At 66.7% G+C, this 26,469-nt stretch carries 12 protein-coding genes; 6 read left to right on the forward strand and 6 right to left on the reverse strand.

Going from position 1 to position 26,469, the window contains the following annotated elements; genetic code table 11:
- Positions 1–23: 23 nt before the first annotated feature.
- From AC07SQ_RS06430 to pmbA, 6 genes are all read right to left on the reverse strand, one after another.
- Entirely contained in the window at positions 24–1,130 is a 1,107-nt protein-coding gene (locus tag AC07SQ_RS06430) for an ABC transporter ATP-binding protein (protein WP_495270385.1), read from the reverse strand.
- 32 nt (positions 1,131–1,162) lie between these two features.
- Positions 1,163–1,975, reverse strand: coding sequence for a carbohydrate ABC transporter permease (locus AC07SQ_RS06435; RefSeq protein ID WP_492697087.1), 813 nt, complete (start codon positions 1,973–1,975; stop codon positions 1,163–1,165).
- An 11-nt stretch (positions 1,976–1,986) separates the two neighbouring features.
- Positions 1,987–2,856: a carbohydrate ABC transporter permease gene (locus tag AC07SQ_RS06440; RefSeq protein ID WP_095949108.1), complete on the reverse strand. Its 870-nt coding sequence runs from the start codon at positions 2,854–2,856 to the stop codon at positions 1,987–1,989.
- Positions 2,857–2,858: 2 nt separating this feature from the next.
- Entirely contained in the window at positions 2,859–4,130 is a 1,272-nt protein-coding gene (locus AC07SQ_RS06445; protein WP_495270384.1) for an ABC transporter substrate-binding protein, read from the reverse strand.
- A 174-nt stretch (positions 4,131–4,304) separates the two neighbouring features.
- The gene (locus AC07SQ_RS06450) at positions 4,305–5,249 is read right to left on the reverse strand and encodes a cupin domain-containing protein (protein ID WP_495270383.1); all 945 of its coding nucleotides are present in this window, start codon (positions 5,247–5,249) and stop codon (positions 4,305–4,307) included.
- Positions 5,250–5,315: 66 nt separating this feature from the next.
- Positions 5,316–6,686: a metalloprotease PmbA gene (pmbA, locus tag AC07SQ_RS06455; protein WP_070063150.1), complete on the reverse strand. Its 1,371-nt coding sequence runs from the start codon at positions 6,684–6,686 to the stop codon at positions 5,316–5,318.
- A gap of 98 nt (positions 6,687–6,784) precedes the next feature.
- Here pmbA and yjgA point away from each other — a divergent pair, with 98 nt between their 5' ends.
- The 6 genes from yjgA to AC07SQ_RS06485 form a co-directional block, all read left to right on the forward strand.
- Positions 6,785–7,444 (forward strand): ribosome biogenesis factor YjgA, encoded by a 660-nt coding sequence (gene yjgA / locus AC07SQ_RS06460; RefSeq protein WP_062476481.1) that lies wholly within the window; start codon positions 6,785–6,787, stop codon positions 7,442–7,444.
- On the forward strand, positions 7,441–8,037 hold the full coding sequence (gene mog, locus AC07SQ_RS06465) for a molybdopterin adenylyltransferase (protein ID WP_495270382.1): 597 nt from the start codon (positions 7,441–7,443) through the stop codon (positions 8,035–8,037). The genes yjgA and mog overlap by 4 nt, the downstream gene beginning before the upstream one ends.
- Positions 8,038–8,382: 345 nt before the next feature.
- On the forward strand, positions 8,383–11,310 hold the full coding sequence (locus AC07SQ_RS06470; protein WP_495270381.1) for an Ig-like domain-containing protein: 2,928 nt from the start codon (positions 8,383–8,385) through the stop codon (positions 11,308–11,310).
- A gap of 299 nt (positions 11,311–11,609) precedes the next feature.
- Positions 11,610–17,099, forward strand: coding sequence for an Ig-like domain-containing protein (locus AC07SQ_RS06475; RefSeq protein WP_495270380.1), 5,490 nt, complete (start codon positions 11,610–11,612; stop codon positions 17,097–17,099).
- 293 nt (positions 17,100–17,392) lie between these two features.
- Positions 17,393–22,546, forward strand: coding sequence for an Ig-like domain-containing protein (locus AC07SQ_RS06480; protein ID WP_495270379.1), 5,154 nt, complete (start codon positions 17,393–17,395; stop codon positions 22,544–22,546).
- A gap of 319 nt (positions 22,547–22,865) precedes the next feature.
- On the forward strand, positions 22,866–26,469 hold a 3,604-nt coding region (locus AC07SQ_RS06485; RefSeq protein ID WP_495313001.1), incomplete at its 3' end, for an Ig-like domain-containing protein.

A 26,469-nucleotide genomic window follows, 5' to 3' on the forward strand; every position in this document is an offset into this window, starting at 1 on the left:
GAGGGTTGAAACGGGGATGCCACTCAGTGCAGCACGGCGTCCGGACGCAGCAGCGAAGCGCCCGTCGCGACGTCGAACAGGTGCACCTGCTGCGCATCGGCCACGAAGCGCAGCGGCTCGCCGAGCCGGGGGCCCGCCGCGGACGGCAGGAGCACGGCGATCTCTTCGCCGCCCTGCCCCACGCTCACCAGCACTTCGTTGCCGAGGTATTCGATGAGCTGGACCTCGCCGGCAAAGCCTTCGCTGCTCGCCTTGGCGGTGTCGAGGTGCAGGTGCGCGGGGCGCACGCCCAGCGTCACGCGCTCGCGGCCTTCGAGCGCGAAGCGGCGCGCATCGACGCGCACCGAACCGCCGCCGCCGCGCAGCTCGCACTGCCCGCCGTCCAGGTGATGCACCGCCATCTCCATCAGGTTCATCGGCGGCGTGCCGATGAAACCGGCCACGAAGGCCGAGCGCGGGCGCTCGAAGATTTCCTGCGGCGTGCCGACCTGCTCGATGCGCCCGTCGCGCAGCAGCACGATGCGGTCGGCCAGCGTCATGGCCTCGTGCTGGTCGTGCGTGACGTACACGGTGGTGGTCTTCAGCGTCTGGTGCAGCTTCGCGATCTCGATGCGCATGTGGTTGCGCAGCTTGGCGTCCAGGTTCGACAGCGGCTCGTCGAACAGGAACACCTTCGGCGTCTTGATCATGGCGCGCGCAATCGCCACGCGCTGCTGCTGGCCGCCCGACAGCTCGGTGGGCTTGCGCTGCAGGTAGCGCTCCAGGCCCAGCGTGTCCGACACCTCCTTGATGCGGCTGTCGATCTCGGCCTTGGGCACCTTCAGGCGCTTGAGCCCGAACGTGATGTTGTCGCGCACCGTCATGTGCGGGTACAGCGCGTAGTTCTGGAACACCATCGCGATGCCGCGCTCCTGCGGCGGCAAGTCGTTCACGCGCTGGCCGCCAATGTGCAGGTCGCCGCCGCTGATGTCTTCCAGGCCCGCGAGCATGCGCAGGATGGTCGACTTGCCGCAGCCCGAGGGGCCGAGGAACACGACGAACTCGTTGTCGGCCACGTCGAGATCGAAGGCATGGACGACCTGCGTTTCCCCGTAGCGCTTGATGAGGTGGTGACAGCGGATGGCAGACATTTTTGGTTCTGGAGAAAGAGAGGTGATGGCGCTCATGCGGCCTCCCGCTTGCGCTTGAACGCGGCATTGAGAAAACCGCTGAGCACGCCCACCATGAGCAGCGGCGGCAGCGACAGCAGGATGACCGAGGCATTCAAGATGCCCCACGGCACATCGCGCCCGAGCTGGCTGAGCTCCGACGCCACGATGGGCAGCGTCTTGGCCTCGGAGGTGGTGAGCATCAGCGCGATGAGGAACTCGTTCCACACCAGCACAAAGCCGAAGGCGATGGCCCCCACCAGCGAGCGCGCGGCAATCGGCAGCGCGATGCGAAAGAAGATCGCGTAGGGCCCGTAGCCGTCGACGCGGCCCGCCTCTTCCACTTCCTTCGGCACCGCCTTGAAGGCCGGGATGGCGAGCCAGATCACGGTCGAGAGCGTGAGCAGCGTGTAGGTGGCGATGAGCGCCACGCGCGAGTCGTACAGCTCCAGCTGCAGCCAGATCACCATGAGCGGAATGGCCACCGCCACCGGCGGCAGGAAGCGCATCGACAGCACGAAGAACTGGATGTCGTTGCCCCAGCGCAGCGGGTAGCGCGCCAGCGCATAGGCGGCGGGCAGGCCCAGCACCGCGCCGATGATCACCGCCGCGCCCGCCACCACGATCGAGTTGACCAGCCCCGCGGCCACGGCTTCGCGGTTCAGCACATACAGGTAGTTGTCCAGCGTGGGCGTGAAGAAGAACTTCGGCACGGCCGAGACGATGTCGACCCGGTTCTTGAACGAGTTGAGAAAGGTCCACAGCACGGGCACGAGGGCCGAGAGCCCGGCCGCGATGAGCGCCAGCCGCGCCAGCAGCGTTCCGATGGCAAGCTTCTTCATGACGGTTTGGTCCATTTCCAGATGTAGGTGAACGCGACCGTCGAGGCGACCATCATCAGCACCGCCATGCTCGACGCGTACGAGATGCGGCCCGACTCGATGAAGCCCTGCGAGAAGGCGTACATGTCGAGCGTCTCGGTCGAGATGCCGGGGCCGCCGCGCGTCATCACGTAGATGAGGTCGAAGGCGCGCAGCGACTCCACCATCTTCACGAAGGCCAGGCTGATGAGCGGCGCCTTCAGCATCGGCAATGCCACGTAGGCGTACACCTCCCAGGTCTTCGCGTGATCGAGACGCGCGGCCTCGAAGGGCTGCGGCGGCAGGGTTTCGAGCAGCTTCAGCACGATGACCCCGAAGAACAGCCCCCACTGCCACACGTCGACGAAGGCCACCGTGAGCAGCGCCAGCACCGGGTCGGCGAACAGGTCCAGCGGCTCGCCGGTGATCGCCTTGTACGGCCACGTGATGAGGCCGAACAGCGGATGGAAGGCAAACTTCCAGACGAAGGCGGCCGACACGCGCGGCAGCAGCACCGGCACGATGAACAGCATCGACAGCACCTGGCGCCAGCGCGGCGTGGCGCAGCGGTGCATCAGCGTGCCCATGAGCACGGCCAGGGCCATGGTGGCGCTGACGGTCAGCACCTCCCACACCAGCGACACGCGCACCGAGTTCAGGAAGCGCCGGTCGGAGAACAGCTGCACGTAGTTGCTGAACCAGACCCAGCCGGTGTCGGCCTGGCCCAGCTCGCGGTCCTGCAGCGAGATGGCGATGGCGAACACCGTCGGCACCAGCGCCAGGACGGCCAGCACGAGCAGCCCCGGCCCGATGAACACGGCCGGCAGCCGTGGGGTGTGGGAACGCATGCTCACTTCTTGCGACGCGCGATCAGTTGCTTGGCGTAGGCGTCGAGTTCGTCGAGCCCGCCCTGGATGTCGGTGCGCGAACCGGTGATCAGCTCTTCCAGAATGATCCCCCAGCGGTCGCCCAGGTCGGGCCAGGCCGGGTCTTGCCAGAAGTTCACGGCCGTGACCTTGCCGGTGTCGGCCAGCGCCTTGCCCAGGTCGGCGCCGTAGCGCTTGGCGAACTCGGGGCTGCCGAGCACGCTGGTGCGGTTGAGTTCGCCGAACTGGCCTTGCGCGAGGCGGCGCTGCTCGTTCTCCTTGGACGTGGCCCAGGCGATGAACAGGCCCGCGCACTTCTTCGCCTCTTCGGTCTTGTTGGCGCGCGCGCCGATGGCCAGGCCGTGGCCGTAGCCGCCGCCGGTGAGCGGCGTAGGCGGCACGGCGTAGGCGATCTTGCCGACCACGGTCGACATCTTCGGGTCGAGCGCGTTGCCCGCCAGCGGCGTCGATTCGACCAGGATCGCGACCTTGCCGGCCAGGAAGGCGCCGGTCGATTCGTCCCATCCACCCGTCTTGGTGCCGGGCGCGGAGTACTTGAAGAGGTCGAGGTAAGTCTGGGTCGCCTTCACGGCGGCGGGCGAGTTGAAGACCGGCTTGTCGCCGTCGAACCACTGGCCGCCGTAGCCGCGGAAGAACGGCATCCAGCGCCACACGTTGGCGCCCGAGCCGCGCTGGCCGCGCAGCGCCACGCCGTAGACGCCGTTGGCCGGGTCGTTGAGCTTCTTCACGGCCGCCACGAACTCGTCGAGCGTGGCCGGCGACTTGATGCCCGCCTTCTCGAGCAGGTCCTTGCGGTAGACCATGAGGTCGCCGCCGCCGGTGAGGGGCGCGAACCAGGCCTGACCGGCGAAGGTCGCGACCTTCTGGCGGCCGGCGTCGAAGTCGGCGTAGTCGTAGCTGGCCGGGTAGTACGGCGTGAGCGGGACGATCCACTTGGACTGCACGAATTGGGCGACGTTGGCCTCGTCGACGTAGTACACGTGGTACTTGCCGACCGTGGACGCATCGGCGCGCGACTTGGCGCGGCGGTCGTTCTCGTTGAGGTTGTCGATGCTGAACGAGGCACCGCTCAGGCGCTTGAACTCGTCCTTGGATTTTTCGAGCAGCGTCAGGCCTTCGCGCGGCTGCGACAGGACGCGCACGTCCTCCTTGCAGACCTGCGCCAGTGCGACGGGCGCCAGCGTGGCCAGCGCGAGCGCGAGGCCGGCCAGACGGTGGGAATGCGGAATCGGCATGCTTGTCTCCTTCGTTGTTCGTGCAAATTGCCGGCGAAATGCCGACAAATGCAACGAGACGAAGGTTAGGAGGCCGAGCCGAAGGGCCTCCTACATGCCCACCGGGCACCTGATACTTTGCTGCCAAGCCGTCTCGGGGTTTAGCCCAAGAGGCAAGTGCGTATCAGTCGGCAATCAGGCAGCGAGTGGCGTGTGCTGCGCGCTGCGCAGGCCGAAACGCTCCTGCGCCTGCTGCCGGTAGGCCGAGGGCGTCATGTCCTTGAGCTGCAGGAAGCGACGGTTGAAGTTCGCGAGGTTCGAGAAGCCGACCTCGTAGCAGATGTCGCTCACCAGCCGGTCGGACACCTGCAGCATCTCGCAGGCCTTGGTGATGCGCAGCCGCGTGACGAAGTCGGTGAAGGTGCTGCCCATGTGCTTGTGGAAGTAGCGCGAGAAGCTGCTCTCGGCCATGTTGGCGACGCCGCACACGGTGGGTAGCGAGAGCTCTTCGGCCAGGTGGGCGTGCAGGTAGTCGAGCACGCGGCGCATGCGGGTGTTGGCCGTGGGGTCCTCGTCGCTCGGATCGGCGTTGCTCGATATCTGGCGCCAGTCGCTCCAGCTCGCGAGCTCGTGCAGCAGGCCGATGAACTCCGACAGCCGCGCCATGCCCTTTTGCTTCTGCACGCGCACGAAGCGCTCGCGCACGAGGTCACCGATGCCGAAGAACTCGATGCCCAGCTTGGCGCGGTCGAGCATCGGCAGCACCGTCTCCAGCTCGGGGAACAGGTCGACGCCCTGGCGCAGGGGCGCATCGCGGAAATGGATCACCATGCTGCGGTCGGCCACGCCCTCGGGCGGCACGTCGTGCGAGATCCAGGTGTGGGGCAGTCGCGCGCCCACCAGGGCGACATAGCCGGGCTCGAAGCGGCCGATGTGGTTGCCGACGAAGGCGTCGCCGCTGGTGCGGTTGATGCACTGCAGCTCGTACTCGTCGTGGTAGTGCCAGCAGTCGAAGGGCCAGGGCACGCCGTGCTGCAGGCAGCGCACCGAGCTGCTGCCCGCCGGCTCGAAGCCCAGGCGCGGGTCACGCAAGAGTTCGTGTTCGAGGGCCGGCTTGCGTACGGCGCTGTGTTTGCTCATGTCCTGTCCCCCTGTCCTTGAATGGAGGGGTCGTCGAGCCAGCGCCGTTGCGAGCGGCAGCGCCTGTCAGGCGCCCGCCACCTTCATGCGGTTGACCAGGATCGACCCCGTGGTTTTTGCGCCGAAAGTGTAAGCATCTGCGCCAATCGCTTCAATTCCCATCAACATCTGACGCAAATTGCCGGCAATCGTGATTTCCTGCACCGGATAGGCGATGCGGCCGTTTTCCACCCAGAAACCGCTGGCGCCGCGCGAATAGTCGCCTGTCACGTAGTTGACGCCCTGCCCCATCAGCTCGATCACGAACAGGCCGGTGCCGAGCTTGGCGAGCATGGCGTCGAGGTCGTCGCCGTGCTTCGTGAGGCGCGAACTCAGCGTCAGGTTGTGCGAGCCGCCGGCGTTGCCGGTGGTCTTCATGCCCAGCTTGCGCGCCGAGTAGGTCGAGAGAAAGTAGCCTTCGAGGCGGCCGGCATCGACCACCTTGCGGGCGCGGGTGATCACGCCTTCGTCGTCGAAGGGCGAGCTGCCCTTGCCGCGCAGCACGTGCGGGTCTTCGGCCACGTCGACGTGCTTGGGCAGCACCGGCTTGCCCAGCGAGTCGAGCAGGAAGGTGCTCTTGCGGTACAGCGCCCCGCCGCTCACGGCCTGCACCAGCCCGCCCAGCAGGCCCACGGCCAGCGGCGACTCGAACAGCACCGGGCATTCGGTGGTCTTGATCTTGCGCGACTTCAGGCGACTGAGCGCGCGCTCGGCGGCGTAGCGGCCCACGGCCTGCGGGCTGGCCAGTTCGTCGGCCGAGCGCATCGAGCTGTACCAGGCGTCGCGCTGCATGTCGTCGCCCTTGCCGGCGATGGGTGCCACCGAAATCGAGTGCCGCGAGCTGGCGTAGCCGCCACGAAAGCCGTGCGTGTGGGCGCTGAAGAAGTGGCTCTGCTGCGCCGAGACGCCCGCGCCTTCGCTGTTGGTGATGCGCTTGTCGGTCGACAGCGCCGCCGCCTCGCATTCGAGGGCCAGCTTGGCGGCCTGCTCGCTCGTCACGGCCCAGGGGTGGAACAGGTCGAGCTCGGGCTGCACCTTGGCGATGTCTTCCTCGTCGGGCAGGCCGCTCACCGGGTCTTCGGCCGTGAAGCGGGCGATGTCGTAGGCCGCCTGCACCGTGCGGGCGATGGCCGCCTCGGAAAAGTCGGAGGTGCTGGCGTTGCCTCGGCGGTGGCCCACGTAGACCGTGATGCCCAGCGACTTGTCGCGGTTGCGCTCGACGTTCTCGAGCTCGCCCTTGCGCACCGAGACGCTCAGGCCGCAGCCCTCGGAGGCCTCGGCGCCGGCGTCGGTGGCTCCGAGCTTTTTGGCGTGGGCCAGGGCCGAATCGACCAGGTTTTCGAAGAAGGAGCGGCTATAGGCGAAGCCGGAATCGGCGCGCGAGGAGGATGTCGTCATGTGGTGGCTATGATACTTGCGCCCCCTGTTTCACGTTTTCCCTTCCGCGCCCCCTGTGCGCGTTGCAGCGCCGCACGGCGCGGCCCAGAATCCACCCCATGTCCCGCAAACCCAAAAAAGGCTATTTCGTCCGTGGCCACTTCGTTGCCGAAGGCAGCGAACTCGACCTGGAGCTCAAACGCGAGCTCAAGGGCGGCACCGACGAAGCCAGTCGCACCGAACTCAAGCGCGAGAGCGCCGAACTGCAGAAACTGGGCGAAGAATTGCTCACTCTGCGCGCCGGCCTGTTCGACGCCCTCCCGCTGAGCGAGAAACTGGTCGACGCCATCGCCGAGGCGAAACGCATCACCAATTTCGAGGGCAAGCGCCGCCAGATGCAGTTCATCGGCAAGCTCATGCGCGCCCTCGACCCCGAGGTGCTCGAGGCCGTGAAGCAGGCGCTGACCGAGCAGAACACCGTGCCGGCCGCCGAAGCCGCCGCGCTGCACGAGGCCGAACGCTGGCGCGAACGCCTGATCGCCGACGACGACGCCCTCGGCGGCTGGATCGAAACCCACCCCGCCACCGACTCCCAGCAGCTGCGCGCCCTCGTGCGCCAGGCCCGCAAGGACCTGAAGTCCGGCCCCGCCGGCGAAGCACCGCGCCAGGGCAAGGCCTACCGCGAGATCTTCCAGCTCGTGCGCGCGCAACTCGCGGTGCACGGCGGCGACGACCACGCCGAAGCGGCTGCGGCGCAAGACCGGGAAGAAGACGCATGAGCGACGGCGGCTTCGATTCGGTGCGCATCGGCATCGTCTCCATCAGCGACCGCGCCTCCAGCGGCACCTACGAAGACAAGGGCCTGCCCGCGCTCAAGGACTGGCTGGGCCGCGCGCTGAAGAACCCCCTCGAATTCGAAGCCCGCCTGATTCCCGACGAGGCCGACCGCATCAGCGCCACGCTCATCGAGCTGGTCGATGCCGGCTGCTCGCTCGTGCTCACCACCGGCGGCACCGGCCCCGCGCTGCGCGACGTCACGCCCGAGGCCACGCTGACCGTGGCCCACAAGGAAATGCCCGGCTTCGGCGAACAGATGCGCCAGATCAGCCTGCGCTTCGTGCCGACCGCCATCCTCTCGCGGCAGGTGGCGGTCATCCGCGACCAGAGCCTCATCATCAACCTGCCGGGCCAGCCCAAGTCGATCGCCGAGACGCTCGAAGGGCTGAAGGACGCCGACGGCACGCAGCTCGTGCCCGGCATCTTCGCCGCCGTGCCCTACTGCATCGACCTGATCGGCGGGCCGTACCTCGAGACCGACGACACGGTCTGCAAGGCCTTCCGGCCCAAGTCGGCCGTTCGCGCCGCACGCTGAGGCGCAGGCCCCACGGGCCTGCCTGCCGCCGGCTCTCGCGCGGCGGCATTCACCACCGAAGACACATCTTGCTTCGCCGACGCGCGAGGGGCGCTCTCGCGTCCGCATCGCGCACCCCGGCTTTTATCGGACCCGTCCGATGGTTCCGCTCCCCTGTTCTTCCTAGAGTTCCTGACGCCCGGGCCGCCGGATCGAACAGCGTGAATTCGCTGCCCGATCCGATCTTTCTTTCCCTTTTCAGAGCATAGGAACTGCATGGCATCCAAAAAGGCAAACGTCTTCGTCGACAACCCGAGCATCGATCAGACAGCACGCGCACAGGTCTTCGCACCACAGCCTCCCACCATGGACAGCGTCATCGACGACGCAGGCGACATCATGGGCACCCTCGCCTCCGGCGGCGTCACGGACGATCGCCAACCCGAGTTCCAGGGCCAGGGCACGCCGGGCGACACCATCCTCATCAGGAACCACGGCGTCGAGATCGGCCAGACCGTCGTGGACGACGATGGACAATGGGCCTTCACGCCGTCGACCGACATGGATGAAGGCCATCACGCCATCACCATCGTGGCACGCGACCCCACCAGCAACGAGAGCGAACCTTCGGGCCCGTTCAATTTCGAGATCGACGTCACGCCACCCAACGCCAGCAAGCTGTCCATCACCGGCGTCCTCGATACCGCAGGCGGCATCACCGGCAACGTGGCCGCCGGCAAGACCACCGACGACACACGCCCGCTGCTCACCGGCACGAGCACCGGTCAGCCCGGCCACACCGTCACGGTGATGGTCAGGGACAGCACCGGCACCCATGCGCTGGGCGAAGCCGTCGTCGGCGACAACGGCCAGTGGTCGCTGCAGGTCATCTCGCCACTGGCCGCGGGCCTGAACACCTTCACGCTCGTGGAGAAGGACGCAGCGGGCAACGAGACCGCGCCGACGGGGCGCTACCAGGTGACCATCGACACCAGCAAGCCGACGCCCCCTGTGATCGAGCACGTCTACGACGACGTGGGCATGCCCCACATGCTGGCCCCCGGCGAGGTCACCAACGACGCCCGGCCGACCCTGCACGGCACGGCCCAGCCCGGCCATACCGTAACGTTCCACGACGGCACCACCTTCCTGGGCACCACCCAGACCGCTGCCGACGGCACCTGGGCGTTCACGCCCAAAGACAACCTGGGCGAGGGTGCGCACCACATCACCGCCACGGCCACCGGCCCGGTGGGCCAGACCGGCGACGCGAGCAACGGCTGGCACTTCGAGGTCGACACCCTGGCGCCCACGCAGACCAGCACGGTCTCGGGCATCGGCAAGGACAGCGGCATGAACGCCGACGACCATGCCACCAACGACGGCAGCGCGGGGCGCCTCATGACGGGCCGCCTGAGCGCATCGCTCGCGGCCGGCGAGACCCTGCAGGTGTCCACCGACGGAGGCCAGACCTGGAAGACCGCCTTCGTGAGTGGCACGCAATGGAGTGCCCAGGACGACCACAGCCATGCGGGCGACTGGACGGTGCAGACGCGCGTGGTGGACGCGGCCGGCAACGTGGGGCCGGTGGACTCGCAGGCGGTGACCCTGGACACCACCACGCCCCACGCGCCCACTGCGGTCGTGCTGGGCAACGGGCAAGTGACCGTGAGCTTCGACAAGGCCGTGGTGTCGCCGGGCGACCGGATTCACCTGCTCAACGGCAAGCAGAACGTGGACTACGTGCTGACGGCGGCAGACATTGCTGCGGGCCAGGCCACCGTTGCGGTGACCGACGTTTCGCTGAACCTGGCCGCGTCGGTGGTCAGCGCAACGGGAGTTCATTCACCCTACATGGTGATCCGATCGAACACCGAACGGGAAGACTTCGATGCCGGTGAAACCGTCGACCTTGCACCGGGACAAACAGCCGATGCCGGCATGCTGCTCCTGACAAGAAAAGACGCGGCGGCCGACGCTTCGTCGAACAACGGCGTTTTCGACAGCGCCTCACCCGACCACGGGCAGGCATGGCACATCAGCGGCACGACCAACGCTTCACTGAAGGGCAACACCTACAACGCCATCGAGTTCGACTGGCGGCACTCCCAAGCCACGCACTCGGTCACTTTCTACGACGCATCGGGCAAGGTCATCTTCGAAGGCAGCTTCGGAGCAAGCCACAGCCTTCCGGCCGATGGACACTCGAAATTCATCATGCCCGACGGGCTTTCCTTTGCCTCCTTCGACATCCGGACCGGGCTCGTCGATGGCATCGAGACCGACTGGATCGAGGTCGACAACCTGTCCCTCGCCGTGCTGTACCCGCACCCTGAACTGGTGGACATCCCCACCCTGCAGGAAATCCAGACAGGCTCCGACGTCCACTACGGCGGGGCGGGAGACGACGTGTTCCTGCTCCCCGACGTGTCGTACTTCGAGGGCAGCCATGCGAAGGTCATCGGCAACGAGGGACTGGACACCCTCACCCTGACCGGCGCCGACCAGACACTCGACCTGAGCTCGGTCATGGGCAAGCTCAGCGGCGTCGAAGTCATCGACCTCACTGGCACGGGCGACAACACCTTGAAGCTGTCGCTGGCCGACGTATTGGAGAACGGCGCGGTCGATCAGTTCGTTGCCAACGGCCGCGTGCAGATGCTGGTCAAGGGCGACGCCGGCGATGCGGTGACGCTGTCGGACGCGCTGCCCAACGGCACCGACCCCGGCGACTGGGTGAGGGGCGCCCACGTGACCATCGACGGCGTGGTCTACGAGGAGTACGCGCACTCGGGCTTCGACGCCGCACTGCTGGTGCAGCAGGGCGTGACGGTCAACCTGCAAAACACCTCCGGCACGTTCGGCGATGCCGGACCCGGGGCAACACCAACGCTCGCCGACAGCGATGAAACACACATCGCCCGGTTCGGCTATGCAGACCGGTTGGAGGACGGCGCGGGTGACGACACCGCTCGCCTCCATGGCGACGGCGACTTCGCGCGCGTCCCTGGCGGCCTGGGCGTCGGCACCCTCGTGATGGACGGCAAGGCCATGCACATCGACCTGTCGGCCCTCGACCTGAAGACGGCGCAGGGCGCGCAGAACCCGGTGTCTCCCGACGGCACGGTGCAGATGCAGCCCGCCGGCGCCCACGGCGAGGTCGACCTGCCCGGCGACGGCGGCGGGGTCCACGGCAGTGATGCCACGGTGAGCGGCACCGCCGACCACGTCTACTCCAACCTCGCCGGCACCGCGCTGCTGGTCGAGGACAAGGTCCACGTGACGATCCTGTAGGCCTCCCAGTCGCTGGCGCACCCCGCGCCGCGCGCAGCCGACAACGCGACAGCCGCCCCGTGCAGCTGTCGCGTTTTTTCATTTCTGCCTGGCAACACATCGTCTTGTGCCTTTCGGCACGACTTTGTTCGCGCTTTCAGCGCCGACTGACTTCTTCGCGTGCCGCTTTCAGATTCGTCCGATGGCCTTGCACAGGGCTTCTTTCTAGAGTGCCCTACCCCACCAGACCCCACGATCGGATTGCGTTCGCTCGCATGCCGATGCGGTCTGGTTTCTTCATTTCAGAGCACAGGAATTCCATGGCCTCCGAGCAGACGAACAGCGTCGCCCTTTCCCAGAACACCGACCTCGCATCGACCTTTGCGCCCCCGCCTCCTCATGTGGGCAGCGCCGCCGACGACGCCGGCGACATCCTGGGCAGCATCGCCCACGGCGGCGTCACCGACGACCGCCAGCCCGAATTTGGCGGCCGGGGCACGCCAGGCGACACCATCGTCATCCGCGACAACGGCACCGAGATCGGCACCACCGAGGTCGGCACCAACGGCAACTGGACCTTCACGCCCTCGACCGACCTGCTCGAAGGCCAGCACGCCATCACCATCGTCACGCGCGACGACAGCGGCAACGAGGGCACGCCTTCGCCCGCGTTCAACTTCGAGATCGACGTCACCCCGCCCGACGCCAGCCGGCTGAACGTCAGCGGCTTCACGGACAACGTGGGCGGGGTCACGGGCAACGTGATCTCGGGCGGCACCACCGACGAAACACGCCCGCTGCTCAGCGGCATCAGCAATGGCACGCCCGGCCACACCGTCACCGTGATGGTGAAAGACGCCACCGGCACCCATGAGCTGGGCCTGGCCACCATCGGCGAAAACGGCCAGTGGACCTTCCAGGTCGAGGCCCCTCTGGCTGCCGGCCGGAACACCTTCATGCTCGTGGAACGCGACGCCGCCGGCAACGAGACCGCGCCCACCGGGCGCTACCAGGTGAATGTGGAGACAGGGCGTCCGGAGGTTCCGTCGATCCAGAACGTCAAGGACGACGTGGGTGAGGTGCACATGCTGCAAAAGGGCGAAGTGACCGACGACGCCAGGCCCACCATCATCGGCACGGCACAGGCAGGCACCACGGTCAAGGTCTACGACCACGGCACCTACCTGGGCGAGACCGTGACCGACCCCACCGGCACCTGGCACTTCACGCCCGACGTCCCGCTGGCCGATGGCCCGCACGACATCACCGCCACCGCGACCAACGCGCTGGGCCAGACCAGCGATGCGACCGGCATCTGGAATTTCTCGGTGGACACGCAGCCCCCCGGCCAGGTCACGGGCCTGGAGGTGATCGACGACGTGGGCAGCAAGACCGGCCCTCTCTCGAACGGCGACACCACCGACGACAACAAGCCCACCCTCAACGGCAAGGCGGAGCCCGGCGCGACGGTGAACGTGTACGACAACGGCGTGAAGATCGGCGACGCACCGGTCGACGCCAATGGCAACTGGACGTTCACGCCCACCTCGCCGCTGGCAGACGGCCCGCACGCGCTGACCACCGAGGTGGTGGACCCTGCAGGCAACAGCAGCGGCCAGGGCGAGCCTTTGAACCTCGTCATCGACACCAAGAATGTGACGGTGTCGATCGACCGGGTCATGGACGATCAGGGCAGCGTCAAGGGCCCGATCGCGGCCGACGGCCTGACCGACGACCTGCGCCCCGAGATCCAGGGCTCGGGCAAGGCCGGCAGCACCATCAAGGTGTATGCCAGCGGGTACTTCCTGGGCAGCGCCGTCGTGCAAGCCGATGGCACATGGAGTTTCACGCCTCCGGCCGACATGGCCCAGGGCCGGCACAACATCACCGCCACCGCCACCGACCTGGCGGGCAACGTGAGCAACCCGACGCCGGTCTTCGGCTTCACGATCGACACCGTGGCACCGAACACGCCGACCATCGACACGGCGGTCGACGACGTGGGCAGCAAGCAGGGCCTGCTGCCCAACGGCGGCGTGACCGACGACCCCTCGCCCACGCTGGCGGGCAAGGCCGAGCCCGGCAGCACCGTGACGGTGTACGACGGTGCGATCAAGCTCGGCACGGTCGTGGCCGACAGCAGCGGCAACTGGAACTGCACGCCGACGTCGCCGCTGGCCGAGGGTGAACACAAGTTCACGGTCACTGCCACCGACAAGGCAGGCAACGTGAGCGCGCCTTCCAGCGAGTTTGTGCTGAGCACCGACTACACGGCGCCTTCAGCGTCGGACGCTGTACTGACTGACGACGCCGGGGCGATTCAAGGCCCCATTTCCCATGGTTCCGTCACCGATGACATCACTCCGACGTATTCGGGCAAGGCCGAGCCGAACACCACCGTCTTCATCTACGACCACGGCAAGGAAATCGGCCACACGCAGACCAACGACACAGGCGACTGGACATTCACGCCTTCCGTGCCGCTGGACCTCGGCCAGCACAGCTTCAGCCACACGGTCGTCGACGCGGCGGGCAACAGCAGCGCGCCCTCCAAGGCGATCGATTTCAGCGTGGACAACAGCGGCGACGACTACGCCAGCCTGCTCGAAAGCAAGAAGTCGATCAGCGTGACCTTCATCGCGGACGTGTCCGGCAGCATGGCGGGAGCCAAGAGCGCGAACCAGGTCCAGTCCATGCGGGCGCTGGCCGAGGCGTACGCCAAGATGAACGTGCCGGCCACGTTCAGCCTGATCGCCTTCGGGGACAGTGCGACCCACGAGGGAACCTTCACCTTCAACGGCGAGAAAGACCCGAACTACATCAAGCTGCTCGCGGCCATCGACTCGACGGTCTCGCGCGGCGAAAACACCAACTTCAATGCCGCGCTGACCCTGGCAAGCCAAGTCATCAAGGCGGAGTACGCCGCCGCGGGCAACAACCCCTACAAGACGAAGCAGGTGTTCTTCCTGTCGGATGGCTACCCCACCACGGACGCCAGCGCCGCCACGCTGAAGCAATGGCACGCCCTGATGGCGGACCCGGACGGCAAGACGGCGACGGCGAACCAGATCGAGGTCACCACGGTGGCCATCGGCTCGGGTGCCGGCTTTCCCGCCCTGAATCAGGTGTCGACCAGCGGAACGACGGTGGTCGTCGCCGATCCGGCCAAGCTGAAGGACACGGTGATCGACCAGATGTTCGTGGCCTGGGCCTACGGCAGCCTGCTGGAGAACGACACGCAGGTGGTCATGGACGCCCAGTCGAAGATCAGCCAGTTCACCATCGGCAACGAGGTGTTCCGCATCACCGCCGCAGACAAGCTGGTGGTGGACAACCCCAGCGGCAAGGTCACCGCGACCTATGACGCAGCGTCCGGGGTGCTGATCCTGAGGACCGACGTGGGACAGCTCTCGGTGTACATGAAGACCGCGAGCGGCCATGCCGCAGGCGACTACATCTTCCGCAAGTACGCCACCACCGACACGCTGCAGCTCGTGGACGACATCGAGTACGTCTATGGCTACACCGCCGTCAACAGCAAGGGCGAGAGCCAGACGTCGAAGCTGTACATCACCGACAAGGCGCCGGCGCTCGGTGCCGACGCGGTCACCGTGACCCTGGTGGGCAAGGACGAAGGGGTGGCCGGCAACCACGTCACCGCGGACGACAGCGCCGGCCGCCTCATTGCCGGCACCCTCAAGGCCCCGCTGGGCAGCGGCCTATCGCTGCAGGTTTCGACCGACGGTGGCGCCAGCTGGCACAACGCGACACTGAACGGCGGGAACTGGGCTTTCGTCGACATGCAGGCGCACTCGGGCGACTGGAAGATCCAGACCCGCATCGTCGATGACAAGGGCCACGCCAGCGGCGTGCTGACCAGCCAGGACGTGACGTGGACGGCCCCGGCGGCGGCGCCCGCCATCCTGCGCATTGCGGACGCCGAAGGCACCTACACCACGGCGAAGGCCCAGGACGGCTCGCAGGTGGCGCTGTCGCTCACCGGCACGGGTGCCAAGGCCGGTGACACCGTGCACATCCAGTGGGGCATGAGCACCTACGACCAGGTGCTGACACAGCTGGACATCAACACCGGTCTGGCCACGATCAACGTGCCCTCGACAGTCACGTACTCCTACCAGGGTGCGGCCAAGGACTTCGCGGTCACCGCGCAGATCATCGGCAAGGACGGCGCGATCGGCGCGGCGTCCAAGCCCTACGAGGTGGTGGGCACGGCCACCCTGACGGCGGTGGGCGACACGCTGCAGAAGGCACCGGTGGGCGACGTGTACGCGGGCACCGGCTTCAAGGTCACGACCACCGGCACGCTGGCCAAGACGGCCGCGACCACGACGGCACTGGCGGGCCTCACGCTGAACGACGCCACGCAGGCCAACGCCCTGTTCACCCTGGACAAGCCGGCGAACTGCTTCACGCTGCGCCTGACCGGCATCGACAACGCCATGGGCGCCCAGATCCAGGTGTTCGACGTCAAGGGCAACCTCATCCACACCGAGAACTTCATCGGCGGCACGGATGCCCGCCACACCAAGGTGTTCACCTACACCTCGGCGGAGCTGGTGGACATCGGCTCGTTCAAGGTCATCTCGCTGAGCACGAGCGTGACGCTGGACGCGTTCAGCCAGCACGTGGTGAACCACGTGGCGGAAACGCGCGACCCGAACCTGATCGAGTACGCCCCCGAGACCTTCTACGGCGGCACTGGAGATGACGTGGTGTCGCTGTCGGTCAGCGCGACGACCTACTTCAACCAGGCCACGGCGGGTATCCATGGCGGCAGCGGCATCGACACCCTGAAGCTCGAGGGCTACGCGCACGTGCTCGACCTGACCAAGGTGGGGAGCAAGCTCAGTTCCATGGAGGTCATCGACATCACGGGCAGCTACTACAACACGCTGACCCTGTCGCTGGCCGAAGTGCTGAACAACGGCGGCGTCGACCTGTTCTACAAGGGCGACAAGAGCCGCGTGCAGATGATGGTCAAGGGCAATGCCGACGACATTGTGAAGCTGAGCGACCTGCTGTCCGGCGGCATCGACCAGGGCGACTGGGTGAAGAAGGTCGGCGTCGTGACGCTGGGCGGCATTGTTTACGACGGCTACCAGCACTCGTCGCTCGGCGCCGAGCTGCTGGTGCAGCAAGGCGTGACCGTCACGGTCAACAACTCGAAGCTGGTCGGCTTGCCTGCTACTTTCCAGGTGGCGTCGGATGCCGTGGCAGGCGAGCTTGCCGATGACGAGGTGCTGATCAACTCGACCCAGGGCTACACCCAAGGCGACGACACGATCATCGCCAAGCTCGGTTTCGCCGATCGCCTCAGCGGCGGCGCCGGCAACGACACCTTCACCCACGTCGGTACCGGCGACGTGGTGCACGGCGGCGCAGGCGACGACACAATCCGCATCAACAGCGGCGACTTCGAGCGCGTTGAAGGCGGTCTTGGCATCGACACCCTGGTGATGGACGGCAAGGCCATGCACATCGACCTGACCGCCTTCGGTTTGAAGATCCAGGGCATCGAGAAGTTCGACCTGGGCGCCGGCGGCAACACGCTGGCACTGCACGCCAGCGACGTGCTCGCCGGTGGCATGCGCGACATGGTCATGGCCGACGGCAAGGTGCAGATGCTGGTCAACGGCGCCAATGGCGACGTGAACCTGCTCGGCGGCAACGACAGCTGGACCCAGGGTGGCAACACCACGGTGGGCGACGTGACGTACAGCGTCTACACCAACCTCGCCGGCACCGCCGAACTGCTGGTCGAAGACAAGGTCCACGTGACCATCCTCTAAGCCTGCAGACAGGCCACGCGGCGCCCCATCGGCGCCGCCCCCGACGCGACAGTTGCCCCGTGCGACTGTCGCGTTTTTTCTTTCCGGACAGCAGCCCCGTTCGCCCTTGTGCCTTCGCCCGCGACTTTGTTCGCGCTTCGGCGCCGGCCTATGCCTTCGTGCCTGTCTTTCAGACTCGTCCCATGGCCTTGCCCGCTGCGCCTCCCTAGAGTGCCCGCTCCCCCAGACCGTGATCAAAGCGCGCGCATGAGCACGCCGATCCGGTCGCCCCCCTTTGAGAACACAGGAACTGCATGGCCTCCCCGAGAACAAACGTCGCCCTCGACGACACCAACAAGAACATCGACCGCACGGTGAGTGCAGACGGATGGACCACGGCCTCGTCGCCGATGCCCGCTGACGAACGCGCACCATTCGAAGCCGACACCAGCCGCAGCGCGCCGACCCGTCCCGTGATCGACGGCGCCCTCGACAACGCAGGCGACATCCAGGACCCGATTGCCCACGGCGGCGTCACCGACGACCGCCAGCCCGACTTTCACGGCCAGGGCACGCCGGGCGACACCATCCTCATCCGCGACAACGGCGTGCTGATCGGCATCACCGAAGTCGCCGAGAACGGCCAGTGGGAATTCACGCCGTCGACCGACCTGCTCGAAGGCCTGCACGCCATCACGGTCGTCGCACGCAACGCGGCCGGCGAAGAGAGCGAGCCCTCCGCTGCTTTCAACTTCGAGATCGACGTGACCCCGCCCGACGCCAGCCAGCTGGCCATCACCGGTGTCATGGACGCCGTGGGCAGCGTCACCGGCAACGTGGCCTCGGGCGGCACCACCGACGACGCCCGCCCGGTGATCAGCGGCGCCAGCTCCGGCGTACCCGGCCACACCGTCATCGTGATGGTGAAGGACGCGAATGGCGAGCGCGAGCTGGGCCACGCCACCATCGGCGAAGGTGGCCGCTGGACGCTGCAGGTCGACCCGCCGCTGGCTCCGGGCCTGAACGTGATCCGTGTCTACGAGAAGGACGCGGCGGGCAACGAGACCGCGCTCACGGCACCGTACCGCGTGACGGTCAACACCGACGCGCCCTCGCCGCCCGTGATCGAGAGCGTGTACGACGACGTGGGCACGCCGCACACGCTCCAGCAGGGCGAAGTGACCGACGACGCCCGGCCGGCCCTGGCCGGCACGGCGCCGGCGAACCACACCGTCAGGCTCTACGACGGCACGACCTTCCTGGGCGAGGTGGTGGCCGACGCCAACGGCCGCTGGACGTTCACGCCCACGGCCGCGCTGCCCGACGGGCCGCGCCACATCACCGCCACGTCCACCAGCCCGCTGGGCCAGACCAGCGACGCCAGCAACGCCTGGGACTTCGTGGTCGACACCACCGCGCCGCAGGCGCCGGTCATCGTGTCGGTGGCCGACGACGTGGGCAGCATCGTCACCCCGAACATGGCCGACGGCGCGACCACCGACGACACACGCCCCGCCTTCACCGGCACGGCCGAGGCGAACAGCACCGTCGTCGTGTACGACGACGGCGTGGAGATCGGCCGCGTGCCGGCCGACGCCTCGGGCCACTGGACGTTCACGCCGACCACGGCGCTGAACGAAGGCCCGCACCGCATCACGGTGGCCGCCATCGACCGGGCGGGCAACACCAGCGCACCGTCCGACCCGTTCGGCTTCACCGTGGACACGACGGCGCCGACGCAGACCGCCACGCTCACCGCGCTCGGCAAGGACAGCGGTTCCAGCGACAGCGACTTCCTCACCAACGACGGCAGCGCGGGCCGCCTGATGCGCGGCAGCCTGACGGCGCCCCTGGGCGCGGGCGAAACCCTGCAGGTGTCGACCGACGGCGGCGCCACCTGGAAGCCGGCCATCGTCACCGGCGACAAGTGGAGCGCGCAGGACGACCACAGCCACGCCGGCGGCTGGACGGTGCAGACACGCGTCGTCGATGCGGCAGGCAATGCAGGCCCCGTGAACTCGCACACCGTGGCCCTGGACACCACCGCACCCGCAGCCCCGACCTCGATGACGATCAACGGCTCGCAGGCCACCGTGGCGTTCGACAAGGCCAACGCGGAAGTCGGTGGCCGCATCACCCTGACCCAAGGCGACAAGCGCTACGACCATGTGCTGACGGCCGCGGACGTGGCGGCCGGGCGCGTCGTCATCAACGCGCCCTTCGCGCTGGGCAGCCAGACCACCGCCGGCCTGGTGGACAAGGCCGGCAACGTGTCCGCCGAGTCGCTGCGCGAATCGGTGTACCTGGAGAACTTCAACGCCGTCACCGGCGCGATCAGCCTGCCGACGGGTGCCTCCTACAAGCTCGGAAGCCTGAGCTTCTACAGCCTGTCCTCCAGCGGCGGCTCGGTCAACGGCATGACCTACCCGCAGGGCCTGTATTCCAGCTACTACACCCCCTACATGCACCAGAAGCCGTACTCGAACGCGCTCTGGGTCGCAGGCAGCATCCGCGTGTCGCTCGACGGCGGACTGGTGGGCGACAAGCTCAGCTTCTACATCGGCGACAACAACAACTACGCCACCATCCGGCTGTACGCCAAGGACGGCAGCCTGCTGCACAGCGCCAGCATGGCGCCCCTGAACGGCACCATCAACATCGACGTCGCGTCGACCGGCAAGTCGTTCTCCAGGTTCGAGATCGTCACCTACTACAACGCGGGTCAGCGCGGCAACGACCAGCTGTGGATCGACAACATCCAGATCTCCAGCAGCGGCAAGGTCGCCACGACCGGCGTGTTCACGCTCACGGCCGACAGCGCGGCCGTGCTGAACGGCGATGCGGGCAACAACGTCTTCAAGGTGGGCGCCGTGGCCGACTTCAGCGACTCGGGCATTGCCGGCAACGGCGGACTCGACACCCTGAAGCTGACCGGCGCCAACCAGGTGCTCGACCTCGTCGCGCTCGGCGCCAAGCTCAGCTCGGTCGAGGTCGTCGACCTCACCGGCACGGGCAACAACACGCTCAACCTGTCGCTGGCGAACGTGATGGAGAACGGCACGGTCGACCAGTTCGTGGCCAACGGCCGCGTGCAGATGCTGGTCAAGGGCAATGCCGGCGACGCGGTCGCGCTGAGCGGCCTGCTGCCCGACGGCACCTTCCCGGGCGACTGGGCCGAGAACGGCACCGTCACCCTCGACGGCGTGGTCTACACCGTGTACGCGCACTCGGGCTTCGGCGCCGACCTGCTGGTGCAGCAGGGCGTGACGGTCACGCTGGGCGTGGGCACGACGCTCACCATCGACAGCCTGGGCAAGGACAGCGGCACCACCACCGACTTCGTGACCGCCGACGGCAGCGCGGGCCGCGTGGTCACGGGCAGCCTCAGCGGCGCCCTGCCTCCCGGCCTGAAGGTCCAGGTGTCGGTCGATGGCGGCCAGACCTGGCACGACGCCGCAGTCAACGGCAAGGCCTGGGCCTTCGTGGACACCCAGGCGCACGGCGGCGACTGGCGCGTGCAGGCCCGCGTGAGCGACGGCCAGGGGCACAACAGCCCGGTGGTCGAGCGCGAGGTCACGCTGCTCGACGCGCCCGGGGCTCCCGTCATCACGCGCATTGCGGAGGCCGAAGGCATCTACACCACCACGAAGGCGCAAGACGGTTCGCTGGTGAACGTGTCGCTCGCCGGCACCGGCGCCCAGGCCGGCGACAAGGTGCATGTGCAGTGGGGCATGAGCACCTACGACCAGGTGCTGACGCAGGCCGACATCACCAACGGCACCGCCACCCTCAAGGTGCCGGCGACCGTGACCTACTCGTACCAGGGTGCGGCCAAGGACTTCGCGGTCACCGTGCAGATCGTCGGCAAGGACGGCGCGCTGGGCGCAGTGTCCAAACCTTACGACGTGGTGGGCACGGCCGCGCTGACGGTGGTGGGCGACACCCTGCAGAAGGCGCCGGTGGGCGACGTGTACGCGGGCACCGGCTTCACGGTCACGACCACCGGCACGCTGGCCAAGACGGTCGTGAACACGAAGGCACTGGCCGGCCTCACGCTGAACGACACCACGCAGGCCAATGCCCTGTTCACCCTGGACAAGCCGGCGAACTACTTCACGCTGCGCCTGACCGGCATCGACAACGCCACGGGTGCGCAAATCCAGGTGTTCGACGTGAAGGGCAACCTGATCCACACCGAGAACTTCATCGGCGGCACCGATGCCCGTCACACCAAGGTGTTCGCCTACACCTCGGCGGCGCTGGTCGACATCGGCTCGTTCCAGGTCACGGCGCTCAGCCCGAGCGTGACGCTCGACGCGTTCAGCCACCGCGTGGTGAACCACGTGGCCGAAACGCGCGACCCGAACCTGATCGAGTACGCGCCCGAGACCTTCCACGGCAGCGCGGGAGACGACGTGGTGTCGCTGCAGGTCAGCGCCGCGAGCTACTTCAACCAGGCCACCGCGGCCATCCACGGCGGCAGCGGCATCGACACGCTCAAGCTCGTGGGCTACGCGCACGTGCTCGACCTGACCAAAGTGGGGAGCAAGCTCAGTTCCATCGAGGTCATCGACATCACGGGCACCAGCTACAACACGCTGACCCTGTCGCTGGCCGAAGTGCTGAACAACGGCGGCCTCGACCTGTTCCACCAGGGCGACAAGAGCCGCGTGCAGATGATGGTCAAGGGCAACGCCGGCGACACCGTGAACCTGAGCGACCTGCTGCCCAACAAGAACGACCAGGGCGACTGGATCAAGAAGGGCAGCGTCACCGTGCAGGGCGTGGCGTACGACGTGTACCAGTTCTCCACGCTCGCCGCCGAGCTGCTGGTGCAGCAGGGCGTGACCGTCAAGCTCAGCAACGTCGCGCTCAAGACGTTCAGCCTCGACCTCGTCTCGGACGATGCACTCGATCACGCGACGCAGGCCTGGACCCAAGGCGACGACACGCTCATCGCCAGGCTCGGCTTTGCCGACCGTCTCGAAGGCGGTGCCGGCAACGACACCCTCACGAAGGTCGGCACGGGTGACGTGGTGCATGGCGGCGCGGGCAACGACGTCATCCACGTGCTCAGCGGCGACTTCGAGCGCGCCGACGGCGGCCTGGGCATCGACACCCTCGTCATGGACGGCACCGCCATGCGCATCGACCTGGCGGCCTTCGGCCTGAAGCTGCAAGGCTTCGAGAAGTTCGACCTGGGTGCCGGCGGCAACACGCTGGCGCTGCACACCAGCGACGTGCTGGCCGGCGGCATGCGCGACATGGTCACGGCTCAGGGCAAGGTGCAGATGCTGGTCAACGGCGCCAACGGTGAGGTCGACCTGCTGGGCGGCAGCGCAGGCGACGATGGCTGGAGCCAGGGCGGCAACACCGCCGTCGGTGGCGTGACCTACAGCGTCTACACCAACCTCGCCGGCACCGCCGAGCTGCTGGTCGAAGACAAGGTCCACGTGACCCTCCTGTAAGCCACCCACTCACCGGCGCAACCCGCGCCGGTGCAGCCGACAACGCGACAGCCACCCCCAGCGACTGTCGCGTTTTTTTGTTTCTGCTGCGTCGCGACGCCCAGTTCTGAGCCACCACGCCGTGATGTGCCTTCCCGCACGACTTTGTGCGCGCTTTGAGCTCCGACTTATTCCTTCGCGCTTAGGTTTCGGACTCGTCCGATGGTCCCGCAGGGCCGTTCTTCCTAGAGTGCTCCATTCCCTCAGACCGTTTGATTTGCACTGCGTTCATTTGCGCGCCGATGCGGTCTTTTCTTTCCTTTTCAGAACAGAGAATTCCATGCCCTCCGAGAAAACTCAGGTCGCCATCGACCTCCCGACCACCGCCTTCGCCGCCCCTCTCGCCATCGTGGGCGGCGCCCTCGACGACGCCGGCGACATCCAGAACCCCATCGCCCCCGGCGGTGTGACCGACGACCGCCAGCCCGGCTTCCATGGCCAGGGCACGCCGGGCGACACCATCGTCATTCGCGACAACGGCAACGAGATCGGCACCACCGAAGTGGCCGACGACGGCACGTGGACCTTCACGCCGTCGACCGACCTGCTGCAGGGCCTTCATGCCATCACGGTCGCCGCGCTTGACACCAATGGCAACGAGAGCGCGCCCTCCCCCGCGTTCAACTTCGAGATCGACGTCACCCCACCCGACGCCAGCCGGCTGAACGTCAGCGGCTTCACGGACAACGTGGGCGGGGTCACCGGCAACGTGATCTCGGGCGGCACCACCGATGAAACGCGTCCGCTGCTCAGCGGCATCAGCAACGGCACGCCCGGCCACACCGTCACCGTGATGGTGAAAGACGCCACCGGTACCCATGAGCTGGGCCTGGCCATCATCGGCGAGAACGGCCAATGGACCTTCCAGGTCGACACCCCGCTGGCCGCGGGCCTGAACACCTTCATGCTCGTGGAGCGCGACGCCGCCGGCAACGAAACGATGCCGACCGGGCGCTACAAGGTGACCGTCAACACCGACAAGCCGAACGCGCCTGTGATCGACAGCGTGTTCGACGACGTGGGCGAACCGCACATGCTGCAGCAAGGTGAAGCCACCAATGACGCCAGGCCGACCCTTGCCGGCACGGCCCCGGCCAACCACACGGTCAAGTTCTACGACGGGTCGACCTACCTGGGCAAGGCCGTGGCCGACGAGAGCGGCAAATGGCGCTTCACGCCCCAGATCGATCTGCCCGATGGCGCATACAACATCACAGCCACCTCCACCAGCCCCGTGGGCCAGACCAGCGATGCCAGCAGTGCCTGGAACTTCGTGGTGGACACAACGCCCCCGACGCAGACCGGCACGGTCACCGACATTGGCAAGGACAGCGGCTTCGACGCCGACGACTACCTGACCAACGACGGCAGCGCCGGACGCCTGCTGCAGGGCAAGCTGTCGGCCACTCTGGGCGCGGGCGAGACGCTGCAGGTCTCGACCGATGGCGGCACCACCTGGACGACCGCCTTCGTGGCCGGTGACCAATGGAGCGCGCAGGACGGCAACAGCCATACGGGCGACTGGACCGTGCAGACGCGCGTGGTGGATGCCGCAGGCAACCTGGGCCCGGTGGAATCGCAGGCCATGGCGATGGACGATGCCGCGCCCGCCGTGCCGACCAAGGTCGTGGCGACCGACGGCGGCATCGAAGTCCAATTCAATCCGGCAGGCGTGGCGGTGGGCCACAAGCTCAGCCTGATCCTGCGCGGAGACCATTTCGACTACGCGTTGACGGCTGCCGATATTGCTACCGGCAAGGTGCTGGTTCCCGGATTCAAGTCTTCGGATGCAGCCGGCCTTTCCGTTGCGATCTCGGACGCCGCGGGCAATGTGTCGCCCTACATCTCGCCGCCTTTCCAGGGAAAGGAAACGCTCGACAACCTCCCGAAGATCAGTGTGGGGGAGTCGCATACGACCAGCACAGGGGTCGGCATTGAAATGGTCGCCGGCTACGTAGAGCCCTTTGATGCGACCCACCTGTATCTCTCAGCCCAGGGCATCGTCAGCCTCAAGGTCCCGCACCCAGCCAAGTTCGTCGAGATCGAATATGGCAATACACACGCAGCCCCTTACGGCAAGGTCGAGTTCTACTCGGAAGCAGGCGTCTTGCTGGGCACAAAAAACATGCTCTCCAGCCCGAGCTCGCCCAACCCCATGCTGAAGGTCGGACTCTCTTCGGAGGTGCCGATTGCCTACATCAAGGTGTACTGCCTGGACAGCGGTACCGCCCCCGGTGTGAACGATGCCATCCTTCTCGGCGATTTGATGTGGACAGGAGGCGGCCAATCGTCGAGTTCCGCTCAACACCAAACACTGACCGATGCATCCGCAGGTACTTTGCACGGTGGCTCGGACAACAACGTGTTCACCGTGACCGACGTCAAGCACATGGCCGATTCGGCCATCTCCGGCAACGGCGGCCTCGACACGCTCAAGCTGACGGGCGCCAACCAGGTGCTCGACCTCACCGCGCTCGGCCACAAGGTCAGTTCGGTCGAAGTCATCGACATCACCGGCACAGGCAACAACAAGCTCAGCCTGTCGCTGGCCGACGTGATGGAAAACGGCACCAAGGATCTGTTCTTGGCCAATGGCCGTGTGCAGATGATGGTCAAGGGCAACGCGGGCGACGCTGTGTGGCTGAGCGACCTGCTGCCCAACGGCACCGACCCGGGTGACTGGACCCAGGGCGCGAACGTGACGATCGATGGCGTGGTCTACGAGGTGTACCAGCACTCCGGCTTCAAGGCCGACCTGCTGGTGCAGCAAGGCGTGACGGTGGGGCTGCAGATTTCCATCGACCGTGTGATGGATGACGCGGGCCCAACCACTGGCGAAATCGACAAGGGCGGCCTCACCGATGACGCGACCCCGACCTTGTACGGCAAGGCATCCGCCAACGGCATCGTGAAGATCTACGACGGCAGCACCCAGCTGGGCCAGACAGTGGCCGACGCCAAGGGCAACTGGAGCTACACGCCAGACACGCCGCTGAGCGAAGGACCACACAGCCTGAGCGCCACCGTGACCACTGCAGGCAATGCAGAAAGCGCCAAGACGGCGGTTTTCGAGCTGACCGTGGACACCTTCACACCGACACAGACCGCCACGGTCACCGAGATCGGCAAGGACAGCGGCCTGAGCGCCAGCGACTTCCTGACCAACGACGGCAGCGCGGGGCGCCTGATGCAGGGCACCTTGTCGGCTGCGCTGGCCAGTGGTGAGACCCTGCGGGTGTCGACCGATGGCGGCAAGACCTGGAAGGCAGCCTTCGTCGAAGGCAACAAGTGGAGCGCGCAAGACGACAACAGCCACTCGGGCGACTGGACCGTGCAGACGCGCGTGGTGAATGAAGCCGGCAGCATCGGCACTGTGCAATCACAGGCGGTCGTGCTGGATACGGTGGCCCCCAAGGCACCGCTTTCCTTCAAGGCAGTCGGTACGAGCGTCGAAGTTTCGTTTGACAAGTCCGATGTCGTGGCCGGGGATCGCATCCTTGTGAACCAGGCGGGCAAGAGCTTCAGTTATGCATTGATGGCGGCTGACGTTGCGGCAGGCAAGGCCACTTTTGCTCCGGGCTTCACCGCTGGATCTTCCGCGTCGATCGGACTGATCGACGCCGCCGGCAATGCGAGCCTCTCTTTGAGAAACACCAGCGGAAACAAGATCGAGTTTTCATCCCCCACAGGCTCACATGCTTCTTGGGATGGAAAAGACATCGGTCCTATTTCCGTTCTTTTCGACATGCCAGGCTATTCTTATTGGAGCCCCAATAACGAGGGACGGGATACTCTTTACGTCTACGGCTCAAGAGTTATCAAGCTTGGAATGCCCTCTGGAACAAGTGATTTCTCTATCACCTTTAAGTACAGCGATGGCGGGT

The sequence above is a fragment of the Variovorax sp. GW821-FHT06D12 genome (assembly GCF_059419205.1).

Coding starts and splice junctions, on each gene's coding strand:
- AC07SQ_RS06430 (WP_495270385.1), bottom strand. CDS start 1,130: ATGTCTGCCATCCGCTGTCACCACCTCATCAAGCGCTACGGGGAAACG.
- AC07SQ_RS06440 (WP_095949108.1), bottom strand. CDS start 2,856: ATGCGTTCCCACACCCCACGGCTGCCGGCCGTGTTCATCGGGCCGGGG.
- AC07SQ_RS06445 (WP_495270384.1), bottom strand. CDS start 4,130: ATGCCGATTCCGCATTCCCACCGTCTGGCCGGCCTCGCGCTCGCGCTG.
- AC07SQ_RS06450 (WP_495270383.1), bottom strand. CDS start 5,249: ATGAGCAAACACAGCGCCGTACGCAAGCCGGCCCTCGAACACGAACTC.
- pmbA (WP_070063150.1), bottom strand. CDS start 6,686: ATGACGACATCCTCCTCGCGCGCCGATTCCGGCTTCGCCTATAGCCGC.
- yjgA (WP_062476481.1), top strand. CDS start 6,785: ATGTCCCGCAAACCCAAAAAAGGCTATTTCGTCCGTGGCCACTTCGTT.
- mog (WP_495270382.1), top strand. CDS start 7,441: ATGAGCGACGGCGGCTTCGATTCGGTGCGCATCGGCATCGTCTCCATC.
- AC07SQ_RS06470 (WP_495270381.1), top strand. CDS start 8,383: ATGGACAGCGTCATCGACGACGCAGGCGACATCATGGGCACCCTCGCC.
- AC07SQ_RS06475 (WP_495270380.1), top strand. CDS start 11,610: ATGGCCTCCGAGCAGACGAACAGCGTCGCCCTTTCCCAGAACACCGAC.
- AC07SQ_RS06480 (WP_495270379.1), top strand. CDS start 17,393: ATGGCCTCCCCGAGAACAAACGTCGCCCTCGACGACACCAACAAGAAC.